The organism is Oscillibacter sp. MSJ-31 (genome assembly GCF_018918025.1).
Lineage (GTDB): Bacteria > Bacillota > Clostridia > Oscillospirales > Oscillospiraceae > Hominicoprocola.
This window is the reverse complement of the sequence record NZ_JAHLPT010000001.1, coordinates 131,939-150,955: the sequence shown is the minus strand read 5'-3', so window position 1 is coordinate 150,955 and position 19,017 is coordinate 131,939. Positions and strand designations below refer to the sequence as shown.

22 protein-coding genes are annotated in these 19,017 nt (G+C 64.5%); all 22 read left to right on the top strand.

The features are described 5' to 3' along the window. Nucleotides 1-3 precede the first annotated feature (3 nt). Nucleotides 4-390 carry a SpoIIIAC/SpoIIIAD family protein gene (locus KQI17_RS00640; protein ID WP_216494282.1) on the top strand — a complete coding sequence of 129 codons (387 nt, stop codon included), beginning with the start codon at nt 4-6 and terminating at the stop codon, nt 388-390. Next, on the top strand, nt 387-1,448 hold the full coding sequence (locus tag KQI17_RS00635) for a stage III sporulation protein AE (RefSeq protein WP_216494281.1): 1,062 nt from the start codon (nt 387-389) through the stop codon (nt 1,446-1,448). Before KQI17_RS00640 ends, KQI17_RS00635 begins: the two co-directional genes overlap by 4 nt. Next, nucleotides 1,448-1,918: a stage III sporulation protein AF gene (locus KQI17_RS00630; RefSeq protein ID WP_216494280.1), complete on the top strand. Its 471-nt coding sequence runs from the start codon at nt 1,448-1,450 to the stop codon at nt 1,916-1,918. The genes KQI17_RS00635 and KQI17_RS00630 overlap by 1 nt, the downstream gene beginning before the upstream one ends. After that, entirely contained in the window at nt 1,900-2,427 is a 528-nt protein-coding gene (locus KQI17_RS00625) for a stage III sporulation protein AG (RefSeq protein WP_216494279.1), read from the top strand. Before KQI17_RS00630 ends, KQI17_RS00625 begins: the two co-directional genes overlap by 19 nt. A gap of 26 nt (nt 2,428-2,453) precedes the next feature. Then, entirely contained in the window at nt 2,454-2,990 is a 537-nt protein-coding gene (locus tag KQI17_RS00620) for a SpoIIIAH-like family protein (protein WP_216494278.1), read from the top strand. Nucleotides 2,991-3,083: 93 nt separating this feature from the next. Then, entirely contained in the window at nt 3,084-3,449 is a 366-nt protein-coding gene (locus tag KQI17_RS00615; RefSeq protein WP_022018325.1) for an Asp23/Gls24 family envelope stress response protein, read from the top strand. Between the two features lie 27 nt (nt 3,450-3,476). Next, a complete protein-coding gene (nusB, locus tag KQI17_RS00610) occupies nt 3,477-3,929 on the top strand; it encodes a transcription antitermination factor NusB (protein WP_216494277.1) in 453 nt (150 codons plus the stop codon). 85 nt (nt 3,930-4,014) lie between these two features. After that, nucleotides 4,015-5,244: an exodeoxyribonuclease VII large subunit gene (gene xseA, locus KQI17_RS00605; RefSeq protein ID WP_216494276.1), complete on the top strand. Its 1,230-nt coding sequence runs from the start codon at nt 4,015-4,017 to the stop codon at nt 5,242-5,244. After that, a complete protein-coding gene (gene xseB / locus KQI17_RS00600) occupies nt 5,228-5,452 on the top strand; it encodes an exodeoxyribonuclease VII small subunit (protein WP_216494275.1) in 225 nt (74 codons plus the stop codon). The genes xseA and xseB overlap by 17 nt, the downstream gene beginning before the upstream one ends. Before the next feature lie 3 nt (nt 5,453-5,455). Beyond that, nucleotides 5,456-6,343: a polyprenyl synthetase family protein gene (locus KQI17_RS00595; RefSeq protein WP_253285610.1), complete on the top strand. Its 888-nt coding sequence runs from the start codon at nt 5,456-5,458 to the stop codon at nt 6,341-6,343. A gap of 139 nt (nt 6,344-6,482) precedes the next feature. After that, nucleotides 6,483-8,381 (top strand): 1-deoxy-D-xylulose-5-phosphate synthase, encoded by a 1,899-nt coding sequence (dxs, locus tag KQI17_RS00590; protein ID WP_371821937.1) that lies wholly within the window; start codon nt 6,483-6,485, stop codon nt 8,379-8,381. Beyond that, a complete protein-coding gene (locus KQI17_RS00585; protein WP_216494273.1) occupies nt 8,378-9,202 on the top strand; it encodes a TlyA family RNA methyltransferase in 825 nt (274 codons plus the stop codon). The genes dxs and KQI17_RS00585 overlap by 4 nt, the downstream gene beginning before the upstream one ends. Beyond that, complete coding sequence (locus tag KQI17_RS00580; protein WP_022019136.1) at nt 9,195-10,076, top strand: NAD(+)/NADH kinase; 882 nt, start codon at nt 9,195-9,197, stop codon at nt 10,074-10,076. The genes KQI17_RS00585 and KQI17_RS00580 overlap by 8 nt, the downstream gene beginning before the upstream one ends. After that, the gene (locus KQI17_RS00575; protein WP_216494272.1) at nt 10,066-10,518 is read left to right on the top strand and encodes an arginine repressor; all 453 of its coding nucleotides are present in this window, start codon (nt 10,066-10,068) and stop codon (nt 10,516-10,518) included. Before KQI17_RS00580 ends, KQI17_RS00575 begins: the two co-directional genes overlap by 11 nt. A gap of 18 nt (nt 10,519-10,536) precedes the next feature. Continuing rightward, nucleotides 10,537-12,216, top strand: a complete 1,680-nt coding sequence (gene recN, locus KQI17_RS00570) for a DNA repair protein RecN (RefSeq protein WP_216494271.1) — start codon at nt 10,537-10,539, stop codon at nt 12,214-12,216. A 107-nt stretch (nt 12,217-12,323) separates the two neighbouring features. Further along, nucleotides 12,324-13,250, top strand: a complete 927-nt coding sequence (locus KQI17_RS00565; RefSeq protein ID WP_216494270.1) for a M28 family peptidase — start codon at nt 12,324-12,326, stop codon at nt 13,248-13,250. Nucleotides 13,251-13,265: 15 nt separating this feature from the next. Next, the gene (gene tyrS, locus KQI17_RS00560; RefSeq protein WP_216494269.1) at nt 13,266-14,492 is read left to right on the top strand and encodes a tyrosine--tRNA ligase; all 1,227 of its coding nucleotides are present in this window, start codon (nt 13,266-13,268) and stop codon (nt 14,490-14,492) included. Between the two features lie 172 nt (nt 14,493-14,664). Continuing rightward, the gene (gene ruvC / locus KQI17_RS00555) at nt 14,665-15,177 is read left to right on the top strand and encodes a crossover junction endodeoxyribonuclease RuvC (RefSeq protein ID WP_216494268.1); all 513 of its coding nucleotides are present in this window, start codon (nt 14,665-14,667) and stop codon (nt 15,175-15,177) included. A gap of 12 nt (nt 15,178-15,189) precedes the next feature. After that, complete coding sequence (gene ruvA, locus KQI17_RS00550) at nt 15,190-15,789, top strand: Holliday junction branch migration protein RuvA (protein ID WP_216494267.1); 600 nt, start codon at nt 15,190-15,192, stop codon at nt 15,787-15,789. A 22-nt stretch (nt 15,790-15,811) separates the two neighbouring features. Further along, on the top strand, nt 15,812-16,870 hold the full coding sequence (gene ruvB, locus KQI17_RS00545; protein WP_216494266.1) for a Holliday junction branch migration DNA helicase RuvB: 1,059 nt from the start codon (nt 15,812-15,814) through the stop codon (nt 16,868-16,870). Nucleotides 16,871-16,892: 22 nt separating this feature from the next. Next, on the top strand, nt 16,893-18,242 hold the full coding sequence (gene glmM, locus KQI17_RS00540) for a phosphoglucosamine mutase (protein WP_216494265.1): 1,350 nt from the start codon (nt 16,893-16,895) through the stop codon (nt 18,240-18,242). A 139-nt stretch (nt 18,243-18,381) separates the two neighbouring features. After that, nucleotides 18,382-19,011 (top strand): sigma-70 family RNA polymerase sigma factor, encoded by a 630-nt coding sequence (locus tag KQI17_RS00535; RefSeq protein ID WP_371821933.1) that lies wholly within the window; start codon nt 18,382-18,384, stop codon nt 19,009-19,011. Nucleotides 19,012-19,017: the final 6 nt, after the last annotated feature.

Here is a 19,017-nt window from a genome sequence, read left to right as displayed (position 1 = left end):
GCGATGGAGCTTTTGCTGAAGGTATTTGCGCTGTGCGTCATCACGGCGGCAGTCGCCTCGCTGCTGCGGCGGAGCGAGGGAGAGCTGGCGCTGCTGCTGGCGCTGTGCGCCGCCGCCTGCGCGGCGGCTCTGCTCATCGCGGCAGGCGAACCGCTGGCCGCGCTGCTTCGCACGCTCGCGGACAAAACGGGACTTTCGGGCGCGGTGTTCACGCCGCTTTGGAAGGTGCTCGCCATTGCGCTGACGGTGCGCGTGGGCGGCGCCTTCTGCCGCGACGCCGCGCAGGGCGCGCTTGCCTCCGTGCTCGAGACCGCCGGCGCGGTCTGTGCGCTGACCGCAGCCGCTCCGCTGCTGCTCGCCGTGGTGGAGCTGGTGGAGGGCTGGCTGTGAGAAGGACGGTATTTCTCCTGCTCACGCTCGCGCTCCTGACCGTTCCGGTCTGCGCCGTGCAGCTTCCGGGCGAGCTTCTCGACGCGCTGCCGGAGGAAGCGGCGGCGCTGGCAGAGGGTGAAGGCATCACGGAGGGCGGCATACGACTCCTCGTGCAAGGCTTCTTCGACGCGCTGCGCGCGTCGCTGGACCGCTCGCTGCGCGGGGCGGTGCTGCTCGCGCTGACCGTCCTGCTCACGGGAGCCGCGGACGGCTTTGCGTCCTCGCTCGGCGAGAACGCCTCCCGCTTTGTGCCGCTCGTCGGCGTGCTGTGCGTGACGACGCTCTCGGCGGGCGACCTTTCCTCGCTCATCGGACTGGGAACGGCGACCATGCAGGATCTCGCCGACCTCACCAAGCTCCTGCTGCCGACGATGGCGGCGGCGCTCGCGGGCTGCGGCGGCGTGTTCACGGCGAGCGCCTGGCAGGTCGGCACGCTCTTTGCCGCCGACGCGCTCACAACGCTCATCCACGAGCTGCTGCTCCCGCTGGTCTACTGCCACATCGCTCTTGCCTCGGCGGGCGCGGCGCTGCCGGAGAGCGGTCTGGACAAGCTCGCGGACGGACTCAAAAAGCTCATCTCCTGGCTGCTGTGCGGCGCGGTGACGGCCTTCACGCTCTATCTGTCGGTCAGCGGCGTGCTCACCGGCAGCGCGGACCGCGCGGCGGTCAAGGCGGCGCAGACGGCGGTCTCCGGCACGGTGCCGGTGGTCGGGAGCATTCTCGCAGAGTCCGCCGAGATGGTGCTCAGCGCAGCCCATTCGCTGCGCGCGGCCATCGGGGCGGCCGGCGTGCTGGGCGTGCTGCTCGCCTGCCTCACGCCGCTCGTGCGGCTGGGCGTGCAGTTTTTGCTCTACCGCGCGGCGGCCTTCGTCTCGGCGGTCAGCGGCGTCAAGCCGCTTGAGCGGCTGCTCGAGCAGCTCGGCGACGCCTTCGCCCTCGTCCTCGGCATGACGGCAGCCTGCGCGGCGCTGCTGCTCGCGGCGCTGCTCGTATCCATTTCCATGGTGGTGATGTGATGGCATTTTTACGGCAATGGCTCCTCGGCGTGGTGAGCTGCGCCTTTCTCGTGAGCCTTCTCGATCAGCTCACGCCTGAGGGAAGCGTGCGGAAGCTCGCGCGCTTTTCCGGCGGACTGGTGCTCATTCTCTGTATGCTGCGCCCGCTCGGGACGGCGAAGCCGTGGGAGCTGGCGCTCGACCTCGACGGCTTCTCCGCCGACCGCGCGGCATTGGAGGAGCAATACCGCGACGTGAGCGGGCAGTCGCTCGCGGCGGTCATAGCGGAGCGGACGGGCGCATATATTGAGGACAAAGCACACGCCCTCGGCGCCGAGGTCACCGCGGAGGTCACGGTGCGCGAGGAGGACGGCGCGTTCGTTCCCGACCGCGCGGTGCTCTTCGGCGAGGAAAACGCGGAGCTCTCCGTGCTCCTCACGCAGGAGCTGGGGATCGCGCCGGAGAAGCAGGAATGGAGGGCGGAGAGATGAAGGATGCGTGGGCGGGGAAGTGGCTCGAGGGATTGAAAAAATACCGTCTCGCCGCGCTCGCGGCGCTTCTCGGCATCGTGCTGATGCTGCTGCCGGGAGGAAATGCGGAGGCCGAGCCAACAGCCAGCAGTCCGGACGCCGAGGCGTTCGACCGCGCCGCAGTGCAGGAGGAGATGGAGAACATCCTGCGCGCCATCGACGGCGTGGGCGAGCTGCGGCTGATGCTCACCGTGGACTCCGGCACGAAGCGCGAGCTGGCGCAGGATACGACCGCCGAGCGCAGCGGGAGCGAGGACATGAAGCGCAAGAGCGAGACGGTCGTCGTCGGTACGGGCAGCGGCACACAGGAGGTCGTGGTGACGAACCGCGTCTATCCGCGCTACGTCGGGGCGCTTGTAGTCTGCGAGGGCGGCGGCAGCGCGGGCGTGCGCCTTGCCGTGACGCAGGCGGTCAGCGCTCTGACGGCGCTGCCGAGCGACAAGATCACCGTATTACAGGGGAAACCATGAAAATCATTATTTTTGGGAGGAAGAACATGAAAAAGCTGTGGAAACGGAACATGGTGGCGGGAGCGGTCTTACTGCTCGTGTGCGGGGCGATCTTTCTGAACGGACGCTACGCGCAGCAGGTGGAGGAGACCGACAAGATCCTCGGGCAGGCCACGCTGGTGGACGGCACGGAGGGCGACGCAGAGGAGGTCTCCGGCGAAGCGCTGCCGGGCGACTACTTTGCGACCGCGCGGCTCACGCGCCAGCAGGCCCGCGACAGCGCGCTGAGCCTTCTGCAGGAGGCAAGCGGCGCGGCGGAGGTCGATGAGGCGGCCGCAGCCGAGGCTGCGCAAAGCATCCAGACGCTCGCGGCCTACACGCTCGCCGAAGCGCAGATCGAAAACATGATCACTGCCAAGGGCTACACGGACTGCGTGGTCTTCATGGCCGACGACGGCGTGAGCGTGGTGGTCTCGGCGGGCGAGGACGGACTTCAGACCGAGGACATCGCGAAGATCACCGACATAGTCAAGCAGGAGACCAATCTTACCGCCGACTGCATCAAAATATTAGAAGTAAATTAGCTGTTGTAATTTGCGGCAAAGGATGGTAGAATACTAATAATTTGAGCATAGCGTATGCTGAGTATCACTACCATACAGCAAGGAGAGACAGCAATGGGCGAAAACCGCGAATATCTGACGCAGTCCGCGAGCGACGGCAGCATCAACATTTCCGAGGATGTTGTGGTCGCGATCGCGTCCGAGGCCATCGGCGAGATCGAGGGCGTCGGCGCCATGATGACCACCATGACCGAGCAGCTCACCGAGCAGTTCATGGGCAAGAAGCCCGCACGCGGCATCCGCATGGACATTCAGGACGGCGAGATCACGCTGGACGTTTACCTGACGGTGAAATACGGCTTCGCCATTCCAGAGACCGCCGCCAAGGTGCAGGACGCCGTGATGAGCGCGGTCGAGACGATGACGGGCTTCTCCGTCCGGGCGGTCAACGTCCATGTGGGCGGCATCAGCTTCAACTAACAAGAAAGAGAAAAGGACGAAACGTCTATGGTTCGCAATACTGCAAGAGAGATTGCCGTGCATCTGGCGTATGAGCTGAGCTTCACCGACAAAACGGCGGAGGAGCTGGTCGCCGAGCGGCTGAGCCGCGACGGCTTTGCCGAGCTGGCAGGCGAGGATGAGCTTTACAGCGAAGCGCCCAACGCCAAGCAGGCGGAGTATATCCGCGCGCTCGTGTGCGGCGTGGCCGATCACGCGCCGGAGCTGGACGAATTCATCGCCAGGTACGCCAAGGGCTGGAGCTTTGACCGCATCCCGCTCGTGGCCTCCGCCATCATGCGCGTGGCGATGTACGAGATCCTCTATTTCCGCGACGTGCCGAACTCCGTCGCCATCAACGAGGCGGTGGAGATCGCCAAGAAGTACGAAACGCCCGAGACCGTGAAGTTCATCAACGGCATCCTCGGCTCGTTCGTGCGCGCGGAGATCAGCGCAGAATAAGCAAAGAGGCAGAGCACCGCGCACGGCGGCGCTCTGCTTTGTATATCCGGCATCTGCAAAGGAAAAACGCTTCACAGGAGAACGCATGGAACAGCAAATGATCTTCTCGGTCAGCGAGGCCAACAACTTCATCAAGGCTCTGCTCGACCGCGTGCCGCAGCTGCAGGAGATCTTCGTGCGCGGCGAGATCTCAAACTACAAGCTCTACCCCTCGGGCCACCACTACTTCACGCTCAAGGACGCCGAGGGCGCGATGCGCTGCGTGCTGTTCAAGGGAAACGCCCTGCGTCTGCGCTTCCGTCCCGAGAACGGCATGAAGGTCATCGCCTTCGGGCGCATCAGCGTGTTCCCGCGCGACGGGGCCTATCAGCTTTATGTCTCCGAGCTATCGCCGGAGGGCGCGGGCGACCTGCACGTCGCCTTCGAGCAGCTCAAGGCGCAGTTGGAGCGCGAGGGGCTTTTCGATCCCGCGCATAAGAAGCCGCTGCCGAGGTACCCGAAGACCATCGCCATCATCACCTCGCCCGCCGGCGCGGCGGTGCATGATATGCTCCGCATCCTCCGCGCGCGCTGGCCGCTGACGGAGGTCAAGCTCCTCGGTGTGCGCGTGCAGGGGACCGAGGCCCCGCCGGAGATCGCCGGCGCGCTGCGCTACGCGAACAGATACAAGGTCGCGGACCTCATCATCACGGGCCGCGGCGGCGGCTCCATCGAGGATCTGTGGGCGTTCAACGACGAGCGCGTGGCGCGCGCCATCTACGAATCGGAGATCCCCGTCATCTCCGCCGTCGGTCACGAGCCGGATGTCACCATCGCCGACTATGTCGCGGACGCGCGGGCGTCCACGCCGTCGAACGCCGCGGAGCTTGCCGTGCCCGACCGGAATGACGTCCGCGCCCGGCTCACGGCGCTGGAGCGAAGCATGACCAAAACGGAGGAAAGCCGCCTTTCCGCGCTGCGCGAACGGCTGACTGCCTTGGAGCGGAAGCGCGTGCTGCGCGACCCGATGGCCTTCATCGCGGACAAGCGCCTGCTGCTCGACTACACGCAGAAGAATCTCGCCTCGCTTGCGGAAAAGCAGGTGGGGGAGCGGCGACAGCGCTTTGCCGCGCTGTGCGCGTCGCTCCACGCGATGAGTCCGCTCGCGGTGCTCGCGCGCGGCTATGCCGTGGCACGGAAGGCGAACGGTACGGTGCTCCGCAGCGCGGACGAGGTGACCGTCGGCGAGACGATCGACGTGACGCTCGGACGGGGCAGCCTGGTCTGTACGGTCAACGAAACGAGAGGAGAGAACAACCATGGCAAAAAGCTTTGAGGATAACATCACGCGGCTCGAGGAGATCGTGTCGCAGCTTGAGCGCGGCGACGCGAAGTTAGCCGACTCGCTCAAGCTCTTTGAGGAGGGGACGAAGCTCGTCACCTCCTGCGGAAAAATGCTCGACGAGGCGGAGCAGAAGGTCGTGCGCCTGACCAAAGGCGCGGACGGCGCGCCGGTCGAAGCCTCCTTTGCTGCGGAGGAATAGTACATGGAACGAGAACTGTTTGCCCTCCGCATGGAGGAATACCGCACGATGGTCGAGGACTTTCTCGATGCACAATGCGTCGCCGCGGACGAGCCCTACGCGCGGCTGCTCGACGCCATGCGCTACAGTCTCACCGCAGGCGGCAAGCGCCTGCGGCCGATCCTGACGCTGGAATTCTGCCGCCTTTGCGGCGGCGATGTTCACGCCGCGCTTCCCGCCGCCTGCGGCGTGGAGCTGCTGCATACCTATTCGCTCATTCACGACGATCTGCCGTGCATGGACGACGACGATCTGCGCCGCGGCAAGCCGTCGAACCACAAGGTGTTCGGCGAGGCCACCGCCGTGCTGGCGGGCGACGCGCTGCAGGCTCTCGCCTTTGAAACGGTGCTCTCCGCGTCGCTTGCGCCGGAGCGCGCGCTGCGCTGTGGGCAGATCCTGACGCACGCCGCAGGTCACGCCGGCATCTGCGGCGGCCAGCAGCTCGACCTCGAATGGGAGGGCCGCTCCCTCGACCGCGGCGAGCTGATGGCGATCCATCTGCGCAAAACGAGCGCGCTCATCCGCGCGGCCTGTCTGATGGGTGTCGCCGCCGCGGGCGGCACGGCGGAGCAGGCGGATGCGGCACAGCGCTATGCCGACGCGCTCGGCCTTGCCTTCCAGATCCGCGACGATATGCTCGACGTGATCGGCGACGAGGCGACCTTCGGCAAGCCCATCGGCTCGGACAAGGCGGAGAAAAAGACCACCTTCGTCGATCTCCTCGGCCTTGCGGCATGTGAGCGTGAGGTCGTGCGTCTAACCGACGAGGCGATCTCCGCGCTCGGTCTGTTCGGCGGAGAAGCGGACTTCCTCGCCGCGCTCTCGCACAGCATGGAAACGCGGAACAAGTAACGCCCGGCAGGGCGGAGACCTTCGGGACTCCGCCCTGTTTTGCGTCGTTCACAAAAATTTTGCGGTGAATATCGCGCTGTATATCTTGTATATTTCCGCACGATGGTCTATAATGACCATAATTTGACATGACGGCGGTATCCCGCGCTCCTGCCGGGCCGCCCGAAAACAACTGCAAGGGGATACTACGTTGATCTTGGACCGAATTCATTCGCCGGAAGACCTCCGGGCGCTCGACGGCTCGGAGCTTCCGCTTCTTTGCGACGAGCTGCGTGGCTTTCTTGTCACACAGGTCTCGCACACCGGCGGGCACCTCGCCTCGAACCTCGGTGTGGTGGAGCTGACCGTCGCCATCCACCGCGTGTTCGACACGGCGCGCGACCGCCTCGTTTTTGACGTGGGGCATCAGTGCTACGTCCATAAAATACTCGCCGGCCGCGCGGACCGCTTTCCGACGCTGCGGCAGCTCGGCGGCATCTCGGGCTTTCCCAAGCCCTGCGAGAGCGTACACGACGCCTTCATCGCCGGTCACGCCTCCAACTCCGTCTCCGTGGCGCTCGGCATGGCGCGCGCCCGCACGATGCTGCACGAGGATTACAGCGTGCTTGCCCTCATCGGCGACGGCGCGCTCACCGGCGGCCTTGCCTATGAGGGACTCAACAACGCGGGTGCCTCCGGCGAGCCGCTGATCGTTATCCTCAACGATAACGGTATGTCCATCGACCGCAACGTCGGCGCGATGAGCGAGCATCTCTCGCGCCTGCGCACAAAGCCGGAGTACTTTGCCTTCAAGAAGGCGTATCACAACGCGCTGAGCGGCTCAGCGGTCGGACGCGCACTCTACCGCTTCAATCACTCGCTCAAAACGGGACTCAAAAAGGCCATGCTGCCCAACGCCACGATGTTCGAGGATATGGGCTTCGCCTACCTCGGTCCTGTGGACGGGCACGACCTCGCGCAGCTCACCACCACGCTCGAATGGGCGCGGGAGATGAAGCGCCCGGTGCTCGTCCATGTCCGCACGCAGAAGGGGCACGGCTACGCGCCTGCCGAGCGTGAGCCGTGGAAATTCCATGGCGTCGGACCGTTCGACGCTGCGACCGGCGCGGTGCCGCCGGCGAAGGAAAGCTTTTCCTCCGTCTTCGGCGCGGCGCTCACGGAGCTGGCCGAGGAGGACCCGCGCGTATGCGCGATCACCGCGGCGATGGAGGACGGCACGGGTCTCACGCCCTTTGCCGGGCGTTTCCCCGACCGCTTTTTTGACGTCGGCATCGCCGAGGGACACGCCGCCGCGATGGCGGCGGGCCTTGCCAAGCAGGGCGCGCTCCCGGTGTTCGCCGTGTATTCGAGCTTTCTCCAGCGCGCCTACGACCAGCTGCTGCACGATGTGGCGCTGAGCGGACTGCATGTTGTCTTTGCCGTGGACCGCGCGGGCCTGGTCGGTGCGGACGGCGCGACGCATCACGGCGTGATGGATACGGTATTTTTATCCGGCATCCCGAATATGACGGTGCTCTGCCCCGCGAGCTTCGCGGAGCTGCGCGCCATGCTGTGCCGCGCGCTTTTTGAAATGACCGGCCCGGTCGCCATCCGCTATCCGCGCGGCGGCGAGGGCGCCTTCACCGCCGATACGAGCGCCGGGGATTTTGCCGAGCTGCGCGCGGGGGAGGACATCACGCTCTGCGCCTACGGCACGCTCATCAACAACGTGCTCGGCGCGGCGGAGCTGCTGCACGAGGACGGCATCGAGGCGCGGGTGGTCAAGCTCAACCGCATTTCGCCCTTCCGCGGCGGCGAGCTTTCCAAGTGCTTCGGCACAACGAAGCGGCTGCTGGTCGCGGAGGAATGCTCGGGCGTGGGCTGCATCGGTCAGCGCATCGCGGCGATCCTCGCCGAGGAGGGGCACGAACCGCAGAGGCTCATGCTCTGCAACCTCGGGCGCAGATTCATCGAGCAGGGGAGCGTCGGCGAGCTGTACCGCCAATGCGGACTGGACGCGGAGAGCCTGGCTCGCACGGCAAAGGAGGTCTGCCAATGAGTACAAAGGAACGATTGGACGTCGCGCTCGTTGCGCGCGGCCTTGCCGAAACGCGCGCCAAGGCGCAGGCGAGCATTATGAGCGGCATTGTCTATGTGAACGGGCAGAAGGTCGATAAGGCCGGCACGCCGGTCGCCGCCGACGCGGTGCTTGAGGTGCGCGGCCACACGCTGCGCTACGTCAGCCGCGGCGGGCTCAAGCTCGAAAAGGCGATGGCGGAGTTTCCCATCACGCTCACGGACTGCATCTGCGCCGACATCGGCGCGTCTACCGGCGGCTTCACCGACTGTATGCTGCAAAACGGCGCGAAAAAGGTCTACGCCGTGGACGTCGGCTACGGTCAGCTCGATTGGAAGCTCCGCAGCGACGCGCGCGTGGTGTGTATGGAGCGCACGAACGCCCGCTACCTCACGCATGAGCAGATCCCAGACGAGCTGGATTTCGCGTCCGTGGACGTGTCGTTCATCTCGCTCAAGCTCATTCTGCCCGCGCTCGCGGGGCTTCTGAAGCCGGACGGCCACGCCGTCTGCCTCGTCAAGCCGCAGTTCGAGGCAGGACGGGAAAAGGTCGGCAAAAAGGGCGTCGTGCGCGATCCCGCCGTGCATCTGGAGGTGCTCGAGCACTTTCTGGAGCACGCAAAGGAAAGTCGCTTTACCGTCCTTGGCCTGACGTACTCTCCCATTCGCGGCCCCGAGGGGAACATTGAATATCTCGGCTATCTCTCCCGTGCGGAGGAGGAGCCGCCGGTCCATGACCTGAAGGCTCTGGTCGAGGCATCCCACGCGGCGCTGGAGGAAAAGAAAGGCGAAAACGATGCTTAAAAAGGTGATACTTTGTCCAAACCCCTACCGCGACCATGAGCTGACCGTCGCCAAGGAGGCCAAACGCATTCTCGACAGCGTTCACTGTCCGAACGTCGTGTGCGTGCCGTTCCGCAACGAGGAGAAGCCCGAGGGCTACGGCCTCGATATCCGTCCGCTCCAGCAGGAGCTGCGCGGCGCGGACATGATCATCGCCTTCGGCGGCGACGGCACGATCCTGCACCTTTCCAAGACCGCGGCACACCGCGACATTCCGGTGCTCGGCGTGAACCTCGGCTCGCTCGGCTTCATGGCGGAGCTGGAGCAGAAGGAGCTTGGCCGCCTCGGCGAGCTGATGGACGAAAAATACACGGTCGAGAGCCGCATGATGCTCGACGTCAGCGTGGTGCGCGAGGGGCGCGTCATCTACTCCAACCTTGCGCTCAATGAGGCGGTCGTGACCCGCGGAGCGGTGTCCCGCGTGATCCGGCTCCACATTCGGACCGAGCAGGGACGGCTGCTCGATGTGACGGGCGACGGCGTGATCGTCGCAAGCCCGACCGGCTCCACGGCCTATTCGCTCTCCGCGGGCGGGCCGGTCGTCGAGCCCACGGCGCGCAACCTCATCGTCAGTCCGATCTGCGCGCACAGCGTGCACGCCAACTCCTATGTGCTCTCGCCGGAGCGCACCGTCACCGTGCAGACGGAAAAGACCGGCTACAAGCCGATCTTTCTCTCCGCCGACGGCGGGCGGGCGTTCTCGCTGCGCAACGGCGACGCCGTGGAGATCCGGCGCTCAAAATATGAAACAAAGCTCGTAAGGCTTTCCAATAAGAGCTTTTGCGATATCCTGCAAAAAAAGATGTTGATGGGAGTGTTGGGACATGAAGAATAACCGACAGGAGAAAATTCTGGCCATCATTGAGGCCGAGCCGATCGAAACACAGGAGCAGCTTTTGGCGAAGCTGCATGAGCAGGGCATTGAGAGCACGCAGGCGACCATCTCGCGCGACATCAAGCAGCTCCACCTCATCAAGGAGCCGGTCGGCGGCGGGCGCTACCGCTACGCCGTGAGCGCGCAGAAGATCAAGCTCAACTTTGCCGGCAGATTGCAGGTCATCCTGCGCGAGAGCATCCTCAGCGCCGACCGCGCGCAGAACCTCGTCGTGGTGAAGATGATGCCGGGCCTCGGCCCCGCGGCAGGCTCCGCCTTCGACGGCATGGAGATCCCCGCCATCGTCGGCACGGTCAGCGGCGACGACACGGTGCTCGTCGTGCTGCGCGACGAGCAGAGTGCGGCGGAATTCTGCACCGAGCTGACCGCCATGATCAAGTAAGAAGGGGAGAAGGCCGCAATGCTTCAGCTTCTCCACATCGAAAACATCGCCGTCATCGAGCGCGCGGACATCTCGTTCCGCGCGGGCTTCAACGCGCTCACCGGCGAGACTGGCGCGGGCAAGTCCATCGTCATCGACTCGCTCGGCGCGGTGCTCGGCGCGCGCACCTCGCGCGACCTGATCCGCACGGGCGCGGCCAAGGCCTTCGTCAGCGCGGAATTTGACGGCGTGGACGCCTCGCTTCCTGTGCTCGCCGCGCTCGGCGTCGAGCCGGAGGACGGCGTGCTGCTGCTCCAGCGCGACATCTATGCCGACGGCAAGAACATCTGCCGCGCGAACGGACGGCCCATCACGGTCGCGCAGCTGCGCGCGTTGGGGACAAGTCTTTTGAATATCCACGGCCAGCACGAGGGCACGCAGCTGCTCGACGAGGAGCAGCACGGCGCGTACCTCGACCGCTTCGCCCGGCTCGACGGCCTGCCGGAAGCCTATACCGAGCGTTATCAGGCGGCGCGTGAGACCCGGCGGCAGATCGAGGCGCTTGAAATGGACGAGGCGGAAAAGGCCCGCCGCGTCGACACGCTGCGCCATCAGATCGCCGAGCTGGAGCGCGCGGAGCTGCGCGACGGCGAGGAAGAGGAGCTTCTTGCGCGGCGCGAGCTGCTGCGCAACGCCGAAAAGTTCATGGACGCCTTCGCCGCGGCGGACTACGCCCTCTCCGGCGGGGACGACGGCCTCGGCGCGGCGAGCCAGCTCAAGAACGCGGAGAACGCGCTCCACAGTGTGCGCGCCCTCGGCGCTCGCTTCTCCGAGCTGTGCGAGCGGCTGGAGAGCCTGTATTCCGACGTTTACGATCTCGCCGAAACGGTGCGCGACCTGAGAAGTGAGATGGACTTTTCCCCGCAGGAGCTCGACGCGGTGGAGAGCCGTGCCGACCAGCTCTACCGCCTCAAGAAAAAGTACGGCGCGACGGTCGGCGAGATGCTCGATTACCTCGAGCGCAGTAAAAAGGAGCTTGACGAGATCGAATACGCGGACGATCGCATCGTGCAGCTTCAGGGGACGCTTGCCAAGCAGGAAAAGGAAATGCTCGCCGCGGCGCGCACGCTTTCCGACGCGCGCAAGGCTGCGGCAAAAGTGCTCGAGGAGCGCATTCTGCGGGAGCTGCGCGAGCTGGACATGAACAAGGTCCGCTTTTCCATCGACTTTACAGAGCATGAGCCGGACGCGACGGGCATCGACACGGTGCGCTTCCTCATGAGCGCGAACGCGGGCGAGGATCTCAAGCCCATCCACAAGATCGCCTCGGGCGGCGAGCTCGCGCGCATCATGCTCGCGCTCAAAAACGTGCTCGCCGAGCAGGATCATGTGATGACGATGGTCTTTGACGAGGTGGATACCGGCGTCTCGGGCCGCGCCGCCCAGCGCGTGGCGGAGAAGATGGCGAAGCTCTCGCGCAGGCGTCAGGTGCTCTGCGTGACGCATCTGCCGCAGCTCGCCGCGATGGCGGACACGCACTTTTCCGTCGAGAAGGGCGAGGAGAACGGACGCACCTTCACGCGCGTCGTGGAGCTTGACCGCGCACAGCGCTGCGCGGAGCTTGCGCGGCTGACCGGCGGCGCGGCGGCGACCGAAACGCAGCTGCGCGGCGCGGAGGAGTTGCTGAGCGCGGCGGACGCGTTCCGCAGCGCGCTGTGATCTCTTCGCTTTGATTCGCTTTAACGTAAAAAAGAATTGCATTTTTCGCCGTATGGCATTACAATATCAGTTGATTTGCTGATCTGAAAAAAGGAGAACCGCTGCCGATGGACCAGTACGCGCAGCGCATCACGCGGGACTATCCCGTGCGGCGCAAGGCACAGGAAAAAGAAAATATGCGCACCTACCTCATGGGGCAGCTGCGCGCGCTCGGCTACGACGCAAAGCTCAACGACTGCGGCAAGGCGGTGAACGTCATCGCGGGCGATCCCGAGCGGGCGAGCATCCTCTATGCCGCGCACTACGATACGCCGCTGCGCGAGCCGCTGCCGGCGATCCTCTGCCCGACGCGGCCGGTGACCTATATGCTCTATCAGGCGCTCACGCCCGTGCTGGCGCTGGTGCTCTGCTTCGCGGTCTCCCTCGGCGTGACCTTCGCGCTGAACCTTCCGAACCTGACGCTGCCGCTCTTTCTCGTGCTGCTGATCGGCGCGCTGGCGTATCTCAAATACGGCCCGTCGGAGAAGAACAATGTCAACGCCAACACCTCCGGCGTGGCGGCGCTGCTCCGCACCGCCGAGCAGCTCACGCCGCGCTACCGCAACGACGTCTGCTTCCTCTTTCTGGACGGCGGCAGCAACAATATGCGGGGCGCCAAGGGCTTCCGCAAGCGCTATCCGAGCGCCAAGGAGAAGCCCGTCCTCTGCCTCGACTGCGTGGGCAGCGGAGACGAGCTGCTGATCCTGCCGGGCAAGGGCGCCCGCTGGAACGGCGAGCTGCTCGACGCGATCAATTCGAGCTTTGAAAACTCCGAGCGCAAGACCTGCTACGACAAGGTGGACGGTCTCGTGCATTTCCCCGGCGACCAGCGCGCCTTCCGGCAGGGCGTCGCGGTCTGCGCGGTGCGCCGCGTCCCCGGCTTCGGGCGTTTCATCTGCCCGACTGGGAAGGATAACCGCATCGACGATGAAAATTTAGAGCTTCTCAGCCGCGGTCTCGTGAAATTGGCGGCGGCTTACCAAATCAAAAAGTGACAGGGAGAATATACAATGGGTATTTATGAAGAGCTGCAGGCGCGCGGCCTGATCGCGCAGGTCACGAACGAGCCGGAGATCCGCGAGATGGTCAACAACGGCAAGGCGACCTTCTACATCGGCTTTGACCCGACGGCGGACAGCCTGCACGTCGGTCACTTCATGGCGCTGTGCCTGATGAAGCGTCTGCAGATGGCGGGCAACCGCCCCGTCGTCCTCGTCGGCGGCGGCACGGGCTACATCGGCGACCCCTCCGGACGCAGCGATATGCGAAGCATGATGACGCCGGAGACCATTCAGCACAACTGCGACTGCTTCAAAAAGCAGATGGAGCGCTTCATCGACTTCGGCGAAGGCAAGGCCATCATGGTCAACAACGCCGACTGGCTCTTAAAGCTCAATTACATCGAGCTGCTGCGCGAGGTGGGCGCGTGCTTCAGCGTCAACAATATGCTCCGCGCCGAGTGCTACAAGCAGCGTATGGAAAAGGGCCTGAGCTTCCTTGAGTTCAACTACATGATCATGCAGTCCTACGACTTCTATTACCTCTTCCAGCACTACGGCTGCAATATGCAGTTCGGCGGCGACGACCAGTGGAGCAATATGCTCGGCGGCACGGAGCTGATCCGCAGGAAGCTCGGCAAGGACGCGCACGCCATGACCATCACGCTGCTGATGAACAGCGAGGGCAAGAAGATGGGCAAGACCGCCAGCGGCGCGGTGTGGCTCGACCCGAACAAGACAAGCCCCTACGACTTCTACCAGTATTGGCGCAACGTCGGCGACGCGGACGTTTTGAAGTGCATCCGTATGCTGACCTTCCTGCCGCTCGAGCAGATCGACGAGATGGACAAGTGGGAAGGCAGCCAGCTCAACCGCGCCAAGGAGATCCTTGCCTACGAGCTCACCGCGCTCGTCCACGGCGAGGAGGAGGCAAAGAAGGCGGAGAACGCGGCCAAGGCACTCTTCGGCGCCGGCGGCGACAGCGCCAATATGCCGACCACCGTGCTCGCGGACGCCGACTTTGAAAACGGCGGCATCAACATCCTCTCGCTGCTTGTCGCCACGGGGCTGTGCCCGAGCCGCGGCGAGGCGCGCCGCCTCGTCCAGCAGGGCGGCATCGTTGTGGACGAGAAGAAGGTCGAGAGCATCGACGAGAGCATCCCGCAGGAGAAGTTCGCCGGCGACGGCATCATCATCCGCAAGGGCAAGAAGGTCTTCCACAAGGCTGTGACCAAGTAAGCACCATGCATGAAAGCCTCCGCAGCGCGGTCTGCGGAGGTTTTTTTGCCGTCGCGCCGCAAGGGCTTGCGTTTTGAACGCCTGTTTGATATAATATACTCTACTGCACTGCGCAGATCGCGGAGCGCTGCACGCCGCCGTGCATCGCTCCGCACCGAGGGAGGGGAGCGCCATGCGGATACTCGGCATCGACCCGGGGCTTGCCATCGTCGGCTTCGGCCTGATCGAGGCGGAGACCGGGAAAACGCAGATGCTGCAATACGGCGCGGTCACCACGCCGGCAGGGCTTCCGCTCGCCGCGCGGCTCGTGCAGCTCGAGCGCGATATGGAGGAGCTGATCGCGCAGCTCCGGCCGGAGGCCATCGCGGTCGAGGAGCTGTTTTTCTCCAACAACATCACCACCGGCATCGCCGTCGCGCACGCGCGCGGCATCATCCTCTGCACCGCGGCGAAGAGCGGGATACCGCTCTTTGAGTACACGCCCATGCAGGTCAAGCAGGCGGTCGTCGGCTATGGCCTTGCCGAAAAGCGACAGGTGATGGACATGGTCAGGCGGCTTTTGAAGCTCAAGGCCGTTCCGCGTCCCGACGACGCGGCGGACGCGCTCGCCCTGGCGATCTGCCACGCGCGCAGCGCGACCTCGCTGCTCGCGCGCGCACAAAATCCGGTCAAGCAAACCGTCTAAGGAGGACGCTCCATGTTCTATTATCTCGAGGGCAAGGTCGCGCACGTCGAGCCCTACCTCGCGGTCATCGACTGCGGCGGCGTGGGCTACGCCTGCCGCACAACGAACCACACCATCCGTCAGCTCAAGAAGGGTGAAGTCAAACGGCTTTACACCTACTTGAATGTGGGCGACGGCATTTTTGAGCTCTACGGCTTCGCCACCGAGCAGGAGCTCAATAGCTTCAAGCTGCTCATCGGCGTTTCCGGCGTGGGGCCAAAGGCGGCGCTTGCCATCCTCTCCGTCGGCACACCGGAGCATCTGACGATGGCGATCATCACCGGCGACGAAAAGGCGCTGACCGCCGCGCCCGGCGTCGGAAAAAAGCTCGCCCAGCGCATCCTTCTGGAACTGAAGGACAAGATCGCTAAGGAAACGCAGGAGATCGGCCTGCCGTCCGCGTCCGCGGGGACTGCCGCTGGCATCGGCGGCAAGGCGGCGGAGGCCGCCGCCGCGCTTGCGGTGCTCGGCTACACGCAGCAGGATATTTCCGTGGCGCTCAAGGGGATCGATGCGGAGGATCTGCCGCTTGAGGAGATCATCCGCCAGAGCCTGAAAAAGATGGTAAAGTGACGGGCGAAAGGGAAGTGACATTTTGAGCATCGACTTCGGTACCGACATTTATGAAGAGCCGATCGTGGCAAAGACCTTCCTGAGCGAGGACGCGCAGGAGGGTTCGCTGCGCCCGAAAACGCTCCGCGAATACATCGGGCAGGAGAAGGCCAAGGGCAACCTCGCCGTCTTCATCGAGGCGGCAAAGCGGCGCAATGAGTCGCTCGACCACGTTCTGCTCCACGGCCCTCCGGGCCTTGGCAAAACGACGCTCGCGGGCATCATCGCCGCCGAGATGGGCGTCAACATCCGCATCACCTCCGGCCCCGCCATCGAAAAGGCGGGCGACCTTGCCGCGCTGCTCACAAATCTGAGCGAGAACGACATTCTCTTTGTCGATGAGATCCACCGCCTCAACCGCGCGGTGGAGGAGATCCTCTATCCCGCGATGGAGGACTACGCCATCGACATCATCATCGGCAAGGGCCCCAGCGCGAACTCCATCCGGCTCGACCTGCCGCACTTCACGCTCATCGGCGCGACCACCCGCGCGGGCCAGCTCTCCGCGCCGCTGCGCGACCGCTTCGGCGTCACGCTGCGTCTGGAGCTTTATACGCCCGAGGAGCTTGCGAAGATCGTCACGCGCTCTGCGGGAATCCTGAATGTTTCCATCGCCCCCGAGGGCGCGATGGAGATCGCGCGCCGCTCGCGCGGCACACCGCGCATCGCCAACCGGATGCTCCGCCGCGTGCGCGATTTTGCCGAGGTCAGGGCCGACGGCGTCATCACGCGCGAGGTGGCGGACGAGGCGCTGCGCGCGTTGGAGATCGACCGGCTCGGCCTCGACCCCATCGACTACCGGATGCTGCGCGCCATCATTGAGAACTACGGCGGCGGCCCGGTCGGCATCGACACGCTCGCCGCGACCATCGGTGAGGAATCCGTCACGCTCTGGGACGTGTACGAGCCGTACCTCATGCAGCTCGGCTTCCTCACGCGCACGCCGCGCGGCCGCTGCGTGACGCGCAAGGCGTATGAGCATCTCGGCCTGAGCGTTCCCGCGTCCCTTGCGGACGAGGCGGAGCAGCTCAGCTTAAACTGAATCAATAAGGAGACTTTCATCTATGGGCAAGCTATTTGGCACCGACGGCATCCGCGGAATCGTGGGCGAGAATCTGACCGTCGAGCTGGCATTCCACACCGGTCAGGCCATCGCCGCCGTTTTGAAGGAGGAGAAGGGGAGAGCGCCCCTCATCACCATCGGCAAGGACACGCGCATTTCCTCCGATATGCTCGAATCCGCGCTCATCTGCGGCATCTGCTCCGTCGGCGGCGACGTGATGCCCTTCGGCGTGCTGCCGACTCCGGCGGTCGCGTACCTGACGGTTCTCAAGGGCGCGGACGCGGGCATTGTCATCTCCGCGAGCCACAACCCCTTCGAGCACAACGGCATCAAGGTCTTTAATGAAAAGGGCTACAAGCTGCCCGACGCGACGGAGGCAAAGATCGAGGAAAAGATCCTCTCCGGCGAGACCATTCCCGTCGCCACACGCGGCGAGATCGGCGTGCTGCACCACGGTCTCAAGCAGTCGAAGCTCGAGTACATCCACCATCTCACCACCACCATCGACTCCGACCTCTCCGGTCTGCGCGTGCTGGTGGACTGCGCCAACGGCGCGGCGAGCGCCACCGCGCCCGAGCTGTTCGGACGCTTCAAGTGCTATGCCGATTTCATCCACCGCGAGCCGAACGGCACGAACATCAACGACCGCTGCGGCTCTACGCACCTCGAAAGCCTCGGCCAGCGCGTCGTGGCGGGGAAGTACGACGTGGGCGTGGCCTTCGACGGCGACGCCGACCGCTGCCTGATGGTCGACGAGCTGGGCCATGAGATCGACGGCGACAAGATCATGGCGGTCTGCGGAGCCTATATGAAGCGCAACGGCAGGCTCACCGGCAACACCATCGTGGCGACCGTCATGTCGAATCTCGGACTGCACGAGTTCTGCCGGAAGAACGGCATCGACCTCGTCTGCACCAACGTGGGCGACCGCAATGTGCTCGAAAAGATGGTGGAGTGCGGCTACAAGCTCGGCGGCGAGCAGTCGGGCCACATGATCTTCACCGACTACGCCACCACCGGCGACGGTCAGCTCTCCGCGCTCCAGTTTCTGCAGATCCTCGCGCTCTCCGGCAAGAGCGCGTCCGTGCTCACCGCCGACTGCCCGCAGTACCCGCAGGTGCTGCTGAATGTCGTCGTCAGCCACGACCGCGGCGTGAAGGAGGCCATCATGGCGAGCGATGCGCTCAAGACCGCCGTCGCGGACGAGGAGAAGTTCCTGCGCGGCGAGGGCCGCATCCTCGTGCGCCCCTCCGGCACCGAGGCGCTCATCCGCGTGATGGTCGAGGCCAAGACCGAAAGCGTCGCGCAGCTGGTCGCCGAGCGGTTGGTGAAGGTCATTCGATCGGTCTGATTCGTCGATTTGTCGGTGAGCGGGCGACAAATGAAACAGGAATTGTATCTTGTTGCCCGAATTTTATCTTTTTTTCAGTTTATTTTCGTAAATACTTGACAAAACCGTGCAAGTACAGGTATAATGCAGTATGGTAAATGTGGCAGAGGATAGAAATACCCCGATGGAGCCCTCGGACGAGGCGCTCTGCCGCCGCGCTGCCGACGGCAGCCGCGAGGCGGAGGAAGCGCTTGTCCGGCGCTATTCCGGTCTTGTGCGCTCGTGCGCGCGCCCGCTCTTTCTGGCGGGCGGCGACAGCGAAGACCTGATCCAGGAGGGGATGTTCGGGCTCATCCGGGCCATCCGCGAGTACGACGGCGCAAAGGCCGCGTCCTTCCGGACCTTTGCCGAGGTGTGCATCCGCAACCGCCTCATTTCCGCGCTTCGCGCGGCCTCGCGCGACAAGCATTCACCGCTCAACCAGTCCGTTCCCTTGGATACCCCTTTCTTTGATGGCAATTCCTATCCGTTCGGCGCTCTGCGCGCCTCCTCCGCCGATCCGGAGGAGCTTATCATCGACCGCGACCGCGTGGCCGAAGCGCTTGAGAGCACCCGAAAGCAGTTGTCCGAGTTCGAGGCGAAGATCTTAGGGTTGTATTTAGACGGTCTTTCCTGCCAGGAGATCGCAAAGGCGGTAGGGAAGTCCCCAAAGTCTGTGGACAACGCCGTGCAGCGCGTTAGGCGCAAGGCAGCGCGGCAGCTTTCATCCGGCGATATCAGCAAACGCTGAACGCAT